We start from the raw sequence: 15553 nt of genomic DNA on the forward strand, positions 1-15553 counted from the left end.
GGATGACAGGTTCACCGGAGACCTCCTGACCGCTTCCGAGCTGATCGTGCAGCTACGACTCTGCCGCTCCGCGGCCGGAATCTGTACGGCAGCGACCGGCGAACCCGGAGCCGTCCAGATCGCCGACGCCCGGCAACCAGCTCCGCACAGGACCTAGGGCGTTCGGCGGAAGGTCGCTCGCCGGCCAGTCGAGAAGCCGGGCGCCGAGTACGGCGATGTGCAAGGTGAACCGCTGCGCCGGATCACCTGGGTCCTGGCCGGTGAGCTCCCTGACCTTGGCCAGCCGATAAGTGACGGTGCGGACCGACACGTTGAGGCGCCGAGCAGCCTCGGTGGCCACCTCGCCGGTGGCGAAGTAGGTCTCGAGGGTCTGCAGCAACGATTCAGCGCCGCCTCGCGCGCGGGTCAGCGGGACGAGTACGGCGTTGATGAGATCGACGATCGCTGCCTGGTCGCGGACCAGCACCCGGTACACGAGCATGTCACGCGCGTCCACAACAGCGGCGTCGAGCTGCAGCCGTTCGCTGAGGGTCAGCGCCTCACGAGCCTCCTCGTACGAGCGGGCGATGCCATAGGCGCCTGGATAGGCGCGACCGGTCGCAACCCGCCACGCCCGCCCTGCTCGGTGCCGGACCAGCGCCTCGTGAATCGGCGCCCCGACGCCCTTGGCACCCGTCCGCGGAGCAGCAGTCGCAGTAGTCGCGGTGGTTGCGGGAACGAGCACGACCAGAAGGCCGTCCTTGGTCGCGACCAGGACTTCGCGGTCGCCGAAGCGGTCGAGGATGAACCGCTCGAGCATGGTGGTCGCGGTGTCGCCCTCGGCCAGGCCATCCGCGGGAACGGCGAGCACCACCTGATGGGGCCGGCCGAGATCGAGCCCGAACGGCTCGGCACGCTCGACGATCCGGGACACGTCGGCGTCGCCACGCAGCAGGTCGTCGACCAGTTCGCGGCGCAGCGCCTCCTCCTGCCGGATCAGGTGCTGGGTTGCGACCTGGTAGCTGTCGACGAGGACCGCGATCGCCTCACCGACGACGCGCAGCACGGTCTGGGCCGAGGCTCGCACCGTGTCGCGGTCGCGGTACGGCACGACGTCGGGCAGGTCGCGCCACATCCGCCAGGCCGCCGCGAGGTACAGGTCGACGACCCGCCCGGCCGGAATGCCCTGCTCAGCGGCCCGCCGGCCGAGTTCACGCACGATCGCCAGTTCGTGGTCGCGCGGCCGCCGCCCGGAGATGGCGGCATCGGCGAGCAGCGTGAGGTATTCGACCAGTAGCTCCAACGGTGCCTGCGAGTCGCCCGCGGCCGCCTCCGCGATCGCCGTCAGCCAAGCCTCGTCCGCGCTGTTGTCCGCGCCGGACCCCGGCCATCGCACTCCACCGGAACCGCCCATCTCGCTCCCTTCCCCCGGCGGAACCGTTGCCGGGGCGCGGTGCCGTCCAGTAGAGCATCGTTGCCGGACGTCGGCCATAAGGCTGGTCACAGGTTCGCCGAGGACGGCCGTACCCGTCGCGCCGCGGAAACGGCACATTCGGGACCGCAGGACATCCAGAACCGAAGCGGAGCGGCGAACATGACGATGACAACTGTTCCTCACACCCGCGGCCGCGCCGTCGTGGTCGGTGTCGACGGCTCGGTCTCCGCGCAGGGGGCGTTGGCCTGGGCCGCCCTGACAGCGTCCGCCCGGCGCTGCCCGCTACGCATCATCCACACGTTCACTGTGCCGCTCCTCGGCAGCGCACCCGACATGATCCCGATCAGGGATCTGACCGCCGACCTCCGATCGGTGGCCGACTGGGTCCTGGCCGAGTCGGAGTCCTCCGCGCGCTACCTGGCACCCGACATCACCATCACTCGCGAGCTGTTCGTCGCCGGAGCCGCGCCGACACTGTTGAGTCAGGCACACGACGCGGAACTGCTGGTTCTGGGCAGCCGCGGAATCGGCGGCTTCCGGGGCTTGCTGGTCGGCTCGGTGAGCACCGCCGTGGCCGCCCACGCCCGATGCCCGGTCGTCGTCGTTCGTCCGCATCGAGACGGTACGGCGTTCCCGGCGCTTCGGACCGGCCGGGTCGTGGTCGGCGTCGACGGCTCCGAGGTCTCCGCCGCGGCGATCCGGTTCGCGTACCACGAGGCAGTCCGACGGCGCGTCGGTGTCCTGACCGTCCACGCCGTACCGCCGGCTCGGCAGCAGTCCTCGCTGCGCGTCCCGCCGCACGTCGTCGAACAGGTCGAGGAACAATTGTTCGCCGCGGCGATGGAAAGCCGGCGAGTCCTCGATCCCCGCATCGATCTGGACATGAAGGTCGTGCACGGCCATCCCGCGCAGGCGTTGATCGACGCATCCGACGCGGCCGACCTGGTCGTCGTCGGTTCCCGCGGCCACGGAGGCTTCACTGGCATGCTCCTCGGCTCGGTCAGCCAGGCCGTTCTCCAGCACGCTGCCTGTCCGGTGGCCGTCGTCCACCCCGACCGTGCACGGTCCGCGCTCCCCCGGAGCCGGCCCGGTCGCCGGGTCGCAGCACGGAAGCGGCTTCCGGAGCTGAAGGAACTGCCATGACCTCCGCGCCGCGCGGCTACGCGCGGGCATTCCTCGCAGGCAATCCAGCCTGCCCCCCATCAGCTGGGCCGGTATCATCTCAGCGGCGCGGACTCGCCGCAGGATGTGCCGGCCCAGCGTCGCAACCGAGAGAACCTCGGACCGTCCAGGTGGTTCCACGCACCGTCGGTCCACCCCTTGAGGACGTTGATGTCATGGCTGACACGATGCACGACGACCAATCCGCAGGCCACCCGGTGCGGGTCCGCAGGATCTACGACGAGCCAGGCTCCGACGACGGCCTCCGGATTCTGGTTGATCGCGTGTGGCCCCGAGGCGTCCGCAAGGAAACGGCCGCCATCGACGAGTGGGTCAAGGACGTCGCGCCGTCCACGGAACTGCGTCAGTGGTACGGCCACGTTCCGGAGAAGTTCTCGCAGTTCGAGGCGCGCTACCGCGAGGAACTCGCGACATCCGGTCCGCGGGCAGCCCTTGATCACCTGCGCGCGCTGGCCACGAAGTCGACCGTGACGTTGCTGACCGCAACCAAGGACACGGAGCACAGCCAAGCAGCCGTCCTGGCAACACTGCTGCAGAAGACGCACTGACGCGGTCGACCGGGCTTAGCAGCTCTACCTGGTGCTCGACGTACCGGAGCTCGTCGTGGACGAAGAACCGTGCCGGGCCGGCGCGTACCGAGTGGCGAGGCGGGCCAGTGCGACGGCGGCGACCAGGAGGCCGAAGTCGCGCAGGGCGACGTCGTAGAAGCCGGAGAGGGTCAGCAGGTTGACGATGATGCCCGCGAGCCAGGCCGCGACGAGCAGTGCGCCGTAGCGCGGGATGACTGCGACGGCGATACCGGCGACGATCTCGATGACCCCGACGACGTACATCGCGTCCTGGCCGGAGCCGGGAACGATGTCGTTGATCCAGGGGGCCAGGTAGTTCGGCCAGTCGGTCAACAGGTTGGCGAACTTGTCCAGGCCGAAGACGATCGGCGCCACCGTGAAGACGGTTCGCAGGGCCAGGAAGGCTTGGTACGCCGGATCCGACAGCGACTCACGGCCGGTGGTGCGGGCTGTGCGCCCCTCAGTGCTCATGATCGACTCCTTCTAAAATAGACGTATTCTGACTTTAGAAGGAGCCTCAACGTTTCGTCAATGGACCTTGGCTTTAGAGTGGGTCAGGTGAACGACTCCAGGGACGCCCGGATCTCGGCAGTCGCAGCGTTGGAAGAACCGACACGGCGCCTGCTGTACGACCACGTCGCACGCCAGGCCGATCCGGTGACGCGGGACGAGGCGGCCGCCGCGCTGGAGATCCCTCGCTCGACGGCTGCCTTCCACCTCGACAAGTTGGCCGAGGAAGGGCTGCTCGAGGTTGTCTTCGAGCGCCGCACCGGCCGCACCGGCCCGGGAGCAGGACGACCTTCGAAGCTGTACCGACGCTCCAGCGAGTACATCGGCGTCTCCCTGCCCGAACGCCGCTACGACCTCGCCGGCAGCCTCCTCGCCACTGCCCTCGAGGACGTCGAGGCCTCGGGCGAAACCCCACGCGCAGCCCTCGACCGTCGCGCCCGCCAGTTCGGCACCGACCTTGCCGCCGCCGTCGACCACACGTCCGACCCGACCGGCGCACGCGCGCTCATGCGTCTGCTCGAGGAGCAAGGCTTCGAGCCGCGCAGTCAGCGGGACGCGATCGTCCTCGGCAACTGCCCGTTCCACACCCTCGCCCGACAGCACACCGACCTGGTCTGCGAGATGAACCTCTGCCTCGTCGAAGGTCTCCTCTCAGGCCTCGGCATCACCAACCTGCAAGCCCACCTTCGGCCGACCCCGGACTACTGCTGCGTTCGCCTCGAGAGCGACGCGTAGGGCCACCAGAGTTGCAACTCTCCCGGAGCTCATTCAAGTTGCGCGAGGCAAACAAGTCGTGCAGTTGATTCCGGCGGAAGATGCGGTGTTCCTGCAGCCTGAATTGCAGTTCAGCCAGGTCATGTTCCGACAGCTGACGCTTGTCCAGGGCAACAGTCTGTGCGGTGGCCATGTCAGCCGTCCGGCCGGCTGTTGGAGCGGGCTGCCGGCGGGATGATGACCACCGGGATCGTGGACTCATGGGCGACCTGCTGGCTGACTGAGCCGAGCAGCAGCCCGGCGAATCCGCCCCGCCCTCGCGAGCCGACGACCAGCAACGTCGCGTCCCGTGCAGCTGTGAGCAGAGCGGGCGCGGCGGGGCCCTGGACGATCCGTCGTTCAGCCTCGCGGGCCAGTCCGCTGAGATCTACCGTCGCCAGGCTGTCGGTCATCGTCTTGTGTGCCGTCTCGACGAGACTCGCAGGATCAGCCAGCAGCGGCGCATACGGCGACATCAGCGCCGCCGTGGATTGCTGCCAGGCGTGGACGACGACGAGGCCGGCGCCACGCGCTCGTGCCTCGGCGACCGCCCATTCGAGTGCTCGTCGAGCACCCTTGCTGCCGTCGATGCCGACAACGATCTTCTCCATCTCGACCCTCCTCAGACGTGGTTCGTACGCTTCGAGCGCGTTCTGGCCGAGGCCCGCTCCTGCGCCCGATGGGCGAGCCCGACACCTCCGAGGCAGACCAGGGGTGCAGCCACCCCGACGACGATCAGCAGCACCAGGTCGATCGCATCGAACGTCGACGTACTCATATGACCTCCTCCTAACATTTTCGATACATAGTTTGTAGCGTATATCGCCGCACGTCTGTTCCCGGCAGACTGGGCCCATGCCACCCACTACGAGCGGCCGCGGCCGGCCCCGGCTCGAGTCGACCGACCAGCGCATCCTCGAGGCGGCGCGCGAACTGCTCCGCCTGAAGGGGCCGGCCGCGGTGAACATCGACTCCGTCGCGGCTCGCTCCGGCGTCGCCCGGACGACGATCTATCGCCGCTATCGCAGCCGGGACGACCTGATGCACGCGATCCTGGAGCACCTCATCGACCCGGCGCCCCTGGCGCCTGACCTTCCGGTCGGCGAGAAGCTGCGGTGGGTCATGGAGCGGATCAGCGACATCCTGGAGAACCGGCTGGGACCGGGCGCCACGGCCGCGATCATCGCCGACAGCGATCCCGAGTTCTCGACGGCGGTGCGGTCACGGCTCGCCACTCGACTGAGCGCGCTCGCCGACCTGATGACGATCGACAGGAAGGCCGGACGCCTGCAGCCGAAGATCGATCCTGACACGGTCCTCGGCGTACTGGTCGGCGCCTACCTCGCTGAGGTCCTCAGGTTCGGCTCGCCGCGCAAGGGATGGATGGACCGCGCCGTCGACCTTCTAACTCCGGCCGTGGTGAAGAACTGACACCAGACAGAAATGCCTGACTGCGCCAGACCTGCGGCTTGTCTCGGTACCGTCGCGCGGCAACTCTGACCATCAGGGACACCGCCGTCGCGCCCACCAGCAGCACGAGGATTGTTTCCATCCCGCTCGAGATCGTCCTCTGGCTCGGATCACACGGCGTCAGAGGTTGCTGTCCGATGTGGGGAAGCCATCGGGCAGTGGCGCCGCAGGGCCCGCGTCCGGTCCGACGGCCGCGTCACAGGCCAGCCCGAGGGTGTACGCCGCCATCGAGATCGAGCCGGCGGCATGTCCGTCGACGAGCAGATCGAACGGCTCGTCGCCGGCGAGCCCGGCCGCGTAGAGCAGCGGCAGGAAGTGATCCGGTGTGGGAACTGCGTGACCGAAGTCGGGGTGGGCGTCGAGAGCGGCCACCTCCGAGGGTGAAGCCTCGAGCAGCTCGCGTGCCGCCTCGTCGAAGCGCAGTGCCCAGTCGTACCCCGAGTCCGGCTTGCGGTAATCGACGGCGCGCAGATTGTGGACGATGTTGCCACTGCCGACGATGAGAACGCCCTCATCGCGCAGCGGGCTCAGTCTGCGGCCGAGTTCGAGATGGTGGTCGAAGTCCTTGAACGCGTTGAGAGACAGCTGAACGACCGGGATGGAGGCGTCCGGGAAGGCGTGCAGGAGGACCGACCAGGTGCCGTGGTCGATTCCCCAACTGTCGAGGTCCTGCCCCACCCACCTGGGCTTGCAGACGTCCGCCACGAGTTCCGCGACCTCGGGCGCACCGGGCGCCGGGTACTGCACATCGAACAACTCTTGCGGGAATCCGTAGAAGTCGTGGATGGTGCGGGGACGCGGCATCGCGGTCACCGCGGTCGCATTGGTGTACCAGTGCGCGGAGATGACCAGGATCGCGCGCGGTCTCGGCACCGCCGCCCCGAAAACCCGCCAGGCCTGCGTGTAGCGATTCGTCTGCAGCGCGTTCATCGGGTTGCCATGGCCAAGGAAAGCAACGGGCATCCTGGTCTCGTTCACGGTCATCTCCCGATTCGACTCCAGCCCGACACTACTCCGGGCCGGTCTGGTGTCGAAGGAACGGCGTGAGCGTGACGAGCGTGCAACCAACTTCGGCGCTCGGGGCGTGTCTAACCCGGTACCGAGGATGGGGAGGGCAGATGAGTGATCGGGACGCCGCGTTCGAGGCCTATTTCGCGGCTCGTTCCGATGCCATGCGTGGTACGGCGTACCTGCTGTGCGGCGACTGGCATCGTGCGGAGGACCTGGTCCAGCAGACGTTCACCAAGATCTACCAGGTGTGGCGCCGGATCCAGCGGCAGGACGCGATGGACAACTACACCAGGCAGACGCTGATCCGGACGTTCCTGTCCGAGCGCCGCCGGGGGTGGTTCAGGTACGAGTCCGTCGGCGTCCCGCCGGCCGATCCGCCGACGGCGTCGGCGGGCCCCACCGAGGAACGGCTCGTGTTGCTCGAGGCGCTGGTGAAGGTGCCGCCGAGGCAACGCGCCGTACTGGTGCTGCGGTACTGGGAGGACCAGTCCGTGGAGCAGACGGCCGAGCTGCTCGACTGCTCGACCGGAACTGTCAAGAGCCAGGCATCGCGCGGGCTGGCCGCGATGCGCGGTCTGCTGGAGGAGGAGAAGGTTCGATGAACGAAGAGGATCTCAGCGAGGCGTTCCGCGACGTGATGGTGCGCAGCACCCCGCCGCCGTCGATGGATCCCGCCCACGCGCTCGACCGGGCCCGCCGGACGCGCAAGCGGCGCAGGGTGAGGTGGGCGGCGGTCGCCGCCGTACCGCTGGTGGTCGGGGTCGGAGCCGCTCCCACCGTGATCGCGAACTACAGCGGTCACCGGTCGGCGGGCCAGATGGTGGCCGGCGACACAGGAACGACCCAACCCACGACCCAACCTCCGACGCGGCCGGTCTCCACGGTGACGCCGAAGGCGCGGAAGTCGAACGATCCCTGGCCGGAGGGCCAGGTGGACCGTACGGCGACCGCGGGGCCGCGCGCCACCCGGGCCGTGACGCTGATGCAGGACCTGCGCTCGGCCGTACCGGCAGGTTTCGGCACACCGGACCTGAAGTACCCGGACGGTCGCCGGATGAGCTACCCGCAGAGCCAATACGCATCCAGTGACGGGGAGCAGGACTACTGGGACTACATGGCCACCATCCCGGTGCAGAAGGACGACCGGGTCGGCCAACTGCTCGTGCAGTCGACCACGCCCGACGGGAAGCCGGCGACAAACCCGTGCAAGGTCGCGCAGAAGTTCTGGGGCGGGACCGGTACCTGCGCAGTCGTCGACGTCGGCGGCAAGAAGGTCGGTGTGCTCACCACCAAGGGCTCCGACGCACGGTATGACCAGTGGGCCGCCTATCGGTACGACGACGGCACCGTCGTGGTCCTCGCGCAGACCAAGAAGAGCGACAACGACGCACGGTCGCCGCTGAAGCAACCGGTGTTCACCGCCGACCAGCTGGCCGAACTGGTGACGTCGCCGAAGTTCAAGATCAGCAACTGACGTCGGCCAGGCACCGGCCTCTGGGAAGCCGGTGCCGCGCCGGAACGAGTGCGGGTCAGATCGGTAGCGGGTCGTAGTTGGCGCCGAACGGGGCGTCCGGCCTGGTGAACTCCCCCATCAGGGCGCGCCTGAGCGGGGTGGTGCGTTCGAGGAACTCGGGGTCGTTGCCGAAACGGTCGGCCATGCGCACCCACGGCGGACTGTAGACGTAGTGGGTGGTGAAGCGGTCGTAGTCGCCGTCGTGGCGGAAGGTCCGGTGCCAGACGCCGTTGTGGAAGACGAGCGCGGCGCCGGCCTCGGCACACACGACATGGCCGATCGCGATGTCGCCCTTGCTCTCCCGGATCGAATCAGGCAGGCCGACCCGCGAGCGGTGGCTGCCGGGGATCAGTTCCATGTTGCCCATACCGGGCACCGTCTGGTCGGTGAGCAGGTACGACACCCTGAGTTGCAGCAACGGGACCGGGTAGCCCAGGTCCTTGAAGTCGAACGCGGACGATCCGTCCTGGTGCCACCCGCCGTTGCCCGCATGCGCCGGCTGCATGGTGTTCCAGCCGGCCTGCAGTACGAACCGGTCCCCGAGCAGACCCTGCACCTTGGGGAGGACGTCCGGGTGGTCGATGAGCCGCTCGAGCACCGGCTCACTCTCGTAGGTCCGGCCGATCTGACCGAACTCACGGTCGCGGCTCTGGTGCAGACGCTGCGACACGTCGTACGCCTCGGCGGCCTCGTCCTTGGTCAGGACGTTCGGAATCAGGAAGTAGCCCCACGACTCGAAGATGAAGCGGTCGGTCTCGGTCAGCTGACCTTTGCCGACGACGGGATCAAGCATCGCTCTGTCCTTTCTTCATACTGTTCGGCACGGTGTGGAAACGTTTCACAGGTACGGCATGCGGCAACCGGGACGCCGGGGAGGGATCACCACACCGGCTGACGGTCAGCGCGACGGCCACCGTCCCGGGGTGACCTGCGGGCGGTGACAGCCGGACTTCTCGGAGGTACTCAGAGCCTCAGCGCACGCCACCGCCACCGCCGGCTCACCAAGCCGTGGGTCAGGACGATGGTCGCGGTCATACCCCAATCCTGACCCGGAACCCACCGCCCGAGGAAGAGCCGTCTCACTGCGACGGCCAAAGGTCGCGTGACGCGGTCAGAACGTACGCCGGTATGCCGCGGCAGCCTGGAGCCGTTCCTGCGCCATCGTGCGCGCGGCGTTCCGCGGGGCCTGGCCTGACTCGGTGCGCGCGAGCCATTCGGTCATGGCGGCGCGCAGCCGCTCCGCGATGTCGGCGAACGCCTGGGCCGCGGTCAGTCCACGGGACTCGGCCGCGGCACAGATCACGCCGCCGGCGTTCGCGATGATGTCCGGAACCACCAGGACGTTGCGCGCGGCGAAGATCTGCTCGGCCTCGATGGTGGCGGGGATGTTGGCTCCCTCGAGGACGATCGAGGCCCGGACCTGGGCGGCGGTGGCCCGGTTCAGGACATCGGGTTGCGCGGCCGGAATCAGTACGTCGCACGGCACGCCGAGCAGCTCGTCGCGGATCATCGGCGCACCGCCGGGGAACTGGTTCAGCGGTCGCTCGTGCTGGAAGTCGATCAGCTTGGCGATGTCCAGCCCGTCCGGATTGGTCACCGCCCCCTCGATGTCGGACACCGCGACGACGCGGGCTCCCCGCTCGTGCAGCTGCAACGCCACCGACCGGCCGACCGCGCCGAAGCCCTGGACCGCGATCCGGGCGCCGTCGATCTCCAGTCTGCCGGACTTCTCGAGTGCCTCGGCGCAGATCGCGAGGCCGTACCCGGTGGCCCCCAGGGTGTCGAGCGGGATCCCGCCGATCGCCGCCGGCCGGCCGACGGATCGCCCGATCTCGTCGTGGACCCACGCCATCGCGGTTTCGTCCGTCCCCATGTCCGGGCCGGGCCAGTAGTCGGTCAGATCGGCGATCCGCACCGCGAACGTGCGGATGAGCGCCTCCTTGGTCCGGACGTCCAGCCACGGCGGCGCGGCGATGCCCGCCTTCGCGCCCCCGTGCGGCAGTCCGACCGCCGCGCACTTCAGCGTCATCCCGCGCGCCAGCCGGATCACCTCACCGGGTGTCACCTCCGGCCGCATCCGGACGCCGCCGATCGCCGGTCCGAGCGTCACGTTGTCCACAGCAACCACCGCCCGGAATTCACCCGGCAGGCGGAAGATCGTCACCGACCGCGGCCCGAGCTCGTCGCCGCCCCAGTCCGGCCAGGCACCGCTCACCACGTGCTGCACCAACTCCGTCATACCTTCACCGTCCGACCGGCCATGGCTACCGGCCAGGGCCCAAAGTCCCGGGAATCGGGAGTACCACGCCGGTCAGTGCAGGGCGGCGGCGTCGATCACGAGGTCGGACGGCGGGGCCGTCGGCGTCGGTACCCGGTCGTAGTCGGTGAAGGCGAGACCGGTGCCCGCACCGGAACTCGTTCCCCGAACGGGTCGGGCGGTGACCTGGTCGATCCACAGCACCGAGCCGTCGTCGCCCACCAAGCCGATGCAGTTGACCCCGTCGACGATCCGCGGTCCGGTCTTCTTCGCGGTCCCCGGAGTCTCCAGCTCCGCGACGAAGGCCTTCATGTTCGCCAGGTCGGAGAAGTCGCCGAACCGCTTGTCCCCGGCGGTCGTCTTGAGCCACTTGCCGCGGAACATGGCGGCGTACGCCGCTCCTTGCCGGGCGTCCGCGGCGTTCGCCTTCCAGAAGGCGTCGTCGCCCTGGAAGTAGGCCGTGCGCCCGATCACGATGACCGTGAGCCGCCCGCCGGAGAAGCCGATCGTGGACCTGCCGGCCGTCCGGGTCAGCGCCAGGTCCATCGTCGTCGGCTTCCCGTCTTCGGACGTCACACTGCCCTTCACCCGGACGCTGCCGGCCGCGGTCAGCGCAGCCTTGGCACGGGCGAGGATCTGCGCGGCCGGCAGCTTTCCTACCCTGGTGACGTACGGCGTGCTCGGCGTCGCCGGACCGGCCGACGCCGTGGTGGACCCGGCCGGGGGCGCGGATGCCTTTCCGCCGGCACCACAGCCGGCCGTGACGAGGGCTGCGAGGATCGTCGTGGCCGCGAGGATCGTGCGGATTTTGGACATGCGCTTCTCCCTCCGCTCACTTCCACGCTCTGCACCGCACCCCGGAGCAGCCAGGGGCGAAAGTCCTGGACTTGGCCTGCCGCGGCAGTCCGCCGCACACGACAGGACCTTCGGCCCTGTGCCCGACGAGCCCGCCGGACCAGGCTGGATCGCGGCAACCGGGTGATCGGGAGGTACTGAGATGACGACCACGGTCAGTGGGCCGGAGAGGTTCAGGCCTTTCGCGGGTTTCGGCAGTTATCCGACGCATCACTGCGTCACCGGGTCGTTGAAGCACGTGTACGACTTCTACGGCTACCCAATCAGCGAGGAGCTGCTGTTCGGGCTCGGGGCGGGTCTCGGGTTCGTGTACTTCCACTTCAAGGGCACCGACCCGTTCTTCGGCGGCCGCGCCAACAACGCGAGCCCGCGGGAAGAGGGCCTGGAGAAGACGGCGGGTCGCCGTACCGGCGTCGCGGTCACGTCCCGCTCCACGTCCAGCACCCGCGTCGCGCAGGCCGAGCTCCGCAAGGTCCTGGAGGCCGGCGAGCCCGCGCTGCTCTACGTCGACATGGGATTCCTGCCGTACTTCGACCTGCCGCCGGACTATCACTTCGGCGGCCATGTGGTCGTGGCGGCAGGCTACGACCCGCCGACCGGACGGGTACTGATCGCGGATCGGGATCGGGAACTCCATCCGGTCGACTGGGACGTCCTCGAAGCGGCACGCGGGTCGAGGTTCCGCCCGTTCCCGCCGCGGCACACCTGGTACACCTTCGACTTCGCCGGCGCGCGCGAGCCGCACGCGGACGACGTCCGGGCGGCGATCGACCAGGTCTGCGACGGCATGCTGACGCCGCCGATCGCCAACCTCGGCGTCCGCGGGATCCGCAAAGCTCTCCAGGAGACGCTGCGGTGGCCCGACGTCCTCGACGCCGCCGCGCTGCGTCGTACCTGCTTCGAGACCGCCCTGTTCATCGACTCCCGCGGCGGCACCGGCGGGGGCATCTTCCGGTACATGTACGCGCGGTTCCTCGGCGAGGCGACCGTCATCACGGGTGAGTCCCGGCTGGACGAGCTCGGCAGCGAACTCAACGCGATCGGCGACCTCTGGGAAGGCGTCGCGGCCACCTTCGCCGCGGCCGCCGAACTCGACGATCCGGCGGACCTCCTGGAAGCGGCCACGACCCCACTGCACGAGATCGCCGACCGCGAGCAGCTCGTCTGGCAGAGCCTCAAGGCGCTGGTGACCGGTTAGGTGGCCCGCTGATGTTCCTGTGTGGTCGCGGGATCGCGGACATCACCGGCGAACCGGCGGACACCGGCATGCTCGGGTACGGCAAGTCCCGGCAACGCAGCGACGGGATCCACCTGCGGTTGCGGTCGCGCGCGTTCGTGATCGCGGACCCCGCGAGCGGACGACGGGTGCTGCTGGTCGTGAACGACCTGCCGATGGTGTTCGACAACGTCTGCCGGGCTGTGCTCGACCGGCTGCGGCATGAGTACGGGACGCTGTACACCGAGCACAACACCATGATCACGGCCACGCACACGCACAGCGGTCCCGGCGGCTACTCGCACCATCGGCTGTACCACTCGAACACCGGCGGCTTCCGCCCGAAGACGTTCGACGCGATCGTCGACGGGATGACCGAGGCCGTCGTCCGGGCGCACGGCGACCTCTCCCCCGCCGCGCTCACGCTGTCGCACGGCGAGCTCCGGGACGCCAGCGCGAACCGGTCGAAAGTGGCCTTCGACAACAATCCGGCGGCCGACCGGCAGCGGTTCCCGGACGGCGTCGACGCCCAGACCACACTGCTGCGGATCGAGCGCGCCGGGAGACCGATCGGGGCGATCAACTGGTTCGGGGTGCACAACACCAGCATGACCAACGCGAACACGTTGATCAGCGGCGACAACAAGGGGTACGCCGCCTATCACTGGGAACGTCTGGTGGCCGGTGTCGACTACCTGGATCGCCGACCGGACGACTTCGTGGCGGCGTTCGCGCAGACCAACGCCGGCGATCTCACCCCGAACCTGGACCTGCGGCCCGGTCAGGGCCCGGGCTCCGACGAGACGGAGAACACACGGATCATCGGCCTGCGCCAGTACGAAGCCGCCGCCCGCCTCATGGCGGCGCCGGGATCCGTCCTGGACGGAGGCGTCGACCACCGGCTGACCCACGTGGATCTGGGCGCGGCCGTCGTCCGCCCGGAGTTCACCGGCGACGGCCGCGAGCACCGGACGGGCGCTCCGATCGGCGGCGCCGCCGCGCTGGCGGGCAGCCAGGAGGACGGCCCTGCCTTCCGCGGCTTCCACGAGGGCCGGAATCCGGTGTGGGACACGGTGTCGCGAACGCTCTACCACCGCAATCCGCGCCTCCGCGACGTCCAGGCGCCCAAGGCACTCGTGGTCGGCGGTCTCCGGGGACACTACGTCGCACGGAACGCGCCGATCCAGTTGCTGCGCATCGGTCAGTTGTATCTGCTCGGCATCCCGGCCGAGGTCACGGTCGTCGCGGGCCTGCGGCTGCGCCGTACGGTCGCCTCGATCGTCGGCGCGGAGCTCGCCGACGTGCTGGTCGTCGGCTACAGCAACGGCTACCTGCACTACGTCACGACGCCGGAGGAGTACGACACCCAGCAGTACGAAGGCGGCAGCACCCTGTTCGGCCGGTGGACCCTGCCCGCACTGCAACAGGTGGCTGGACAGCTCGCCGAGGCGATGCGGGACGGCCGCCCGGTCCGCTACGGCGACGAAGGGCCGGATCTGACCGGACAGGAACGACTCGCGCGGCCGCGGATCCCCTACGACCGTACGCCGGCCGGCCACGCGTTCGGCGACGTGGTGGTCGAGCCGCGGCGCCGGTACCGGCCCGGTGACCTGGTCACCGCGATCTTCGTGGCGGCGTACCCGAACAACGACCTGCGGCGCAACGGCACCTACCTGGAGGTCCAGCGCCGGATCGCGGACGGCTGGGAGACGGTTGCCGACGACGGCGACTGGTCCACGACGTTCCGCTGGCGCCGGACCCGGACCGCACAGCTCGCCGTCGTGACCTGGACCGTACCCGCCGACGCCGCCGGCGAGTACCGCATCCGGCACCACGGAAAGGCACACCAGCAGGTACTTCGGCCCTACTCGGGGACCTCGCAGATGTTCACCATCGGGAGCGAGGGAGGACGCCATGCGGAGCAGACTGCATCCCGGAGCGCGACGCCGTGACGGCCGGCTCGTCACCGACATTCCCGACGAGCGGGCGATCATGCCGTTCATCATGCGCCGCCGGACCGAGTCGGCGGTGTACTTCGAGCAGCTCGTCGACATCGCCGCCGCGCAGGACTGGATCCAGCGGTGGAACGCGGCCGGCGGACCGCACCTGAGCCTGTTCGTCCTGGTGCTGCACGAGGTCGCCGGCATGTTGCACGCCCGGCCGCGGATGAACCGCTTCGTGGCCGGCCGCCGGCTGTACCAGCGTGACGGCGTCCACCTGTCGTTCGGCGCCATCAAGGAGTTCGCGGACAACGCGCCGCTGGAGATGATCAAGCGCCGGTTCGAGCCGGACGAGAGCCTGGCGGCGGTGATCAACGACCTCGACGGCGCGGTCCGCAACGCCCGGACGTCCGGCGTGGCCGAGGTCGACAAGGAAATGCGACTTTTCCTCTCGTTGCCGGTGCCGGTGCTCGACCTCGCCGTCTCGGTGTTCCACTGGCTGGACGCGCGTGGCGTGCTTCCGTCCGCCCTGACCCGGTCGGATCCGATGTACTCGTCGGCCTTCGTGTCGAATCTGGGCAGCCTGAAGACCGACGCCGCCTTCCACCACTTGTACGAGCACGGCAACTGCCCGCTGTTCCTGGTCGTCGGCCGGGTCCGTCCGACACCCGTCGTCCACGACGGGCAGATCCGGATCCGGCCGATCCTCCCGCTGCGGTGGACGTTCGACGAGCGGATCGAGGACGGTCTGTACGCCGCTCGGTCGGCCGAGCTGCTGCGTCGCCGCCTGGAGGATCCCCTCGATCACCTGGGCGTGCCGGAGGACGCCGTACGCCGTGACCTCGCCGCGGAGGCGCTGTGAC

The 15553-nt window shown here is 69.2% G+C and carries 17 protein-coding genes; 9 read left to right on the top strand and 8 right to left on the bottom strand.

Features of this window, described 5'->3' with window-relative positions:
- Nucleotides 1–52 precede the first annotated feature (52 nt).
- Nucleotides 53–1393 (bottom strand): helix-turn-helix domain-containing protein, encoded by a 1341-nt coding sequence (locus ABZX12_RS28425; protein ID WP_355698017.1) that lies wholly within the window; start codon nucleotides 1391–1393, stop codon nucleotides 53–55.
- Between the two features lie 186 nt (nucleotides 1394–1579).
- Between ABZX12_RS28425 and ABZX12_RS28430 the strand changes: the two genes are divergently transcribed.
- Together ABZX12_RS28430 and ABZX12_RS28435 are read left to right on the top strand one after the other, a co-directional pair.
- Entirely contained in the window at nucleotides 1580–2557 is a 978-nt protein-coding gene (locus ABZX12_RS28430) for a universal stress protein (protein WP_355698019.1), read from the top strand.
- 194 nt (nucleotides 2558–2751) lie between these two features.
- Entirely contained in the window at nucleotides 2752–3144 is a 393-nt protein-coding gene (locus ABZX12_RS28435; RefSeq protein ID WP_355698021.1) for a DUF488 domain-containing protein, read from the top strand.
- A 24-nt stretch (nucleotides 3145–3168) separates the two neighbouring features.
- On the opposite strand, the gene ABZX12_RS28440 is transcribed toward ABZX12_RS28435, so the two are convergent.
- Nucleotides 3169–3636: a hypothetical protein gene (locus tag ABZX12_RS28440; protein ID WP_355698022.1), complete on the bottom strand. Its 468-nt coding sequence runs from the start codon at nucleotides 3634–3636 to the stop codon at nucleotides 3169–3171.
- Between the two features lie 87 nt (nucleotides 3637–3723).
- Between ABZX12_RS28440 and ABZX12_RS28445 the strand changes: the two genes are divergently transcribed.
- Entirely contained in the window at nucleotides 3724–4410 is a 687-nt protein-coding gene (locus tag ABZX12_RS28445) for a helix-turn-helix domain-containing protein (protein ID WP_355698024.1), read from the top strand.
- Nucleotides 4411–4583: 173 nt separating this feature from the next.
- Here the strand turns inward: ABZX12_RS28445 and ABZX12_RS28450 are convergent, their stop codons facing one another.
- Nucleotides 4584–5039 carry a universal stress protein gene (locus ABZX12_RS28450; protein WP_355698026.1) on the bottom strand — a complete coding sequence of 152 codons (456 nt, stop codon included), beginning with the start codon at nucleotides 5037–5039 and terminating at the stop codon, nucleotides 4584–4586.
- Nucleotides 5040–5050: 11 nt separating this feature from the next.
- Nucleotides 5051–5206, bottom strand: a complete 156-nt coding sequence (locus ABZX12_RS28455; protein WP_355698028.1) for a hypothetical protein — start codon at nucleotides 5204–5206, stop codon at nucleotides 5051–5053.
- A gap of 77 nt (nucleotides 5207–5283) precedes the next feature.
- On the opposite strand from ABZX12_RS28455, the gene ABZX12_RS28460 reads away from it, so the two are divergent.
- A complete protein-coding gene (locus tag ABZX12_RS28460; protein WP_355698030.1) occupies nucleotides 5284–5859 on the top strand; it encodes a helix-turn-helix domain-containing protein in 576 nt (191 codons plus the stop codon).
- Nucleotides 5860–6018: 159 nt separating this feature from the next.
- On the opposite strand, the gene ygiD is transcribed toward ABZX12_RS28460, so the two are convergent.
- On the bottom strand, nucleotides 6019–6882 hold the full coding sequence (gene ygiD, locus ABZX12_RS28465; protein ID WP_355698032.1) for a 4,5-DOPA dioxygenase extradiol: 864 nt from the start codon (nucleotides 6880–6882) through the stop codon (nucleotides 6019–6021).
- 134 nt (nucleotides 6883–7016) lie between these two features.
- On the opposite strand from ygiD, the gene ABZX12_RS28470 reads away from it, so the two are divergent.
- Together ABZX12_RS28470 and ABZX12_RS28475 are read left to right on the top strand one after the other, a co-directional pair.
- Complete coding sequence (locus tag ABZX12_RS28470) at nucleotides 7017–7511, top strand: SigE family RNA polymerase sigma factor (protein ID WP_355698033.1); 495 nt, start codon at nucleotides 7017–7019, stop codon at nucleotides 7509–7511.
- On the top strand, nucleotides 7508–8383 hold the full coding sequence (locus tag ABZX12_RS28475; RefSeq protein ID WP_355698035.1) for a hypothetical protein: 876 nt from the start codon (nucleotides 7508–7510) through the stop codon (nucleotides 8381–8383). Before ABZX12_RS28470 ends, ABZX12_RS28475 begins: the two co-directional genes overlap by 4 nt.
- Nucleotides 8384–8438: 55 nt before the next feature.
- Here the strand turns inward: ABZX12_RS28475 and ABZX12_RS28480 are convergent, their stop codons facing one another.
- From ABZX12_RS28480 to ABZX12_RS28490, 3 genes are all read right to left on the bottom strand, one after another.
- A complete protein-coding gene (locus ABZX12_RS28480) occupies nucleotides 8439–9215 on the bottom strand; it encodes a phytanoyl-CoA dioxygenase family protein (RefSeq protein ID WP_355698037.1) in 777 nt (258 codons plus the stop codon).
- Nucleotides 9216–9533: 318 nt separating this feature from the next.
- The gene (locus tag ABZX12_RS28485; RefSeq protein ID WP_355698039.1) at nucleotides 9534–10661 is read right to left on the bottom strand and encodes a Glu/Leu/Phe/Val dehydrogenase; all 1128 of its coding nucleotides are present in this window, start codon (nucleotides 10659–10661) and stop codon (nucleotides 9534–9536) included.
- A 72-nt stretch (nucleotides 10662–10733) separates the two neighbouring features.
- Nucleotides 10734–11495: a hypothetical protein gene (locus tag ABZX12_RS28490; protein ID WP_355698041.1), complete on the bottom strand. Its 762-nt coding sequence runs from the start codon at nucleotides 11493–11495 to the stop codon at nucleotides 10734–10736.
- A gap of 181 nt (nucleotides 11496–11676) precedes the next feature.
- On the opposite strand from ABZX12_RS28490, the gene ABZX12_RS28495 reads away from it, so the two are divergent.
- The 3 genes from ABZX12_RS28495 to ABZX12_RS28505 are packed head-to-tail and all read left to right on the top strand — an operon-like array spanning nucleotide 11677 to nucleotide 15552.
- Nucleotides 11677–12732 (top strand): BtrH N-terminal domain-containing protein, encoded by a 1056-nt coding sequence (locus tag ABZX12_RS28495; RefSeq protein ID WP_355698043.1) that lies wholly within the window; start codon nucleotides 11677–11679, stop codon nucleotides 12730–12732.
- Between the two features lie 11 nt (nucleotides 12733–12743).
- Complete coding sequence (locus ABZX12_RS28500; RefSeq protein WP_355698044.1) at nucleotides 12744–14702, top strand: neutral/alkaline non-lysosomal ceramidase N-terminal domain-containing protein; 1959 nt, start codon at nucleotides 12744–12746, stop codon at nucleotides 14700–14702.
- Nucleotides 14665–15552: a 2-oxo acid dehydrogenase subunit E2 gene (locus ABZX12_RS28505; protein ID WP_355698045.1), complete on the top strand. Its 888-nt coding sequence runs from the start codon at nucleotides 14665–14667 to the stop codon at nucleotides 15550–15552. The genes ABZX12_RS28500 and ABZX12_RS28505 overlap by 38 nt, the downstream gene beginning before the upstream one ends.
- Nucleotide 15553: the final 1 nt, after the last annotated feature.

The organism is Kribbella sp. NPDC003505, assembly GCF_040610875.1.
Lineage (GTDB): Bacteria > Actinomycetota > Actinomycetes > Propionibacteriales > Kribbellaceae > Kribbella.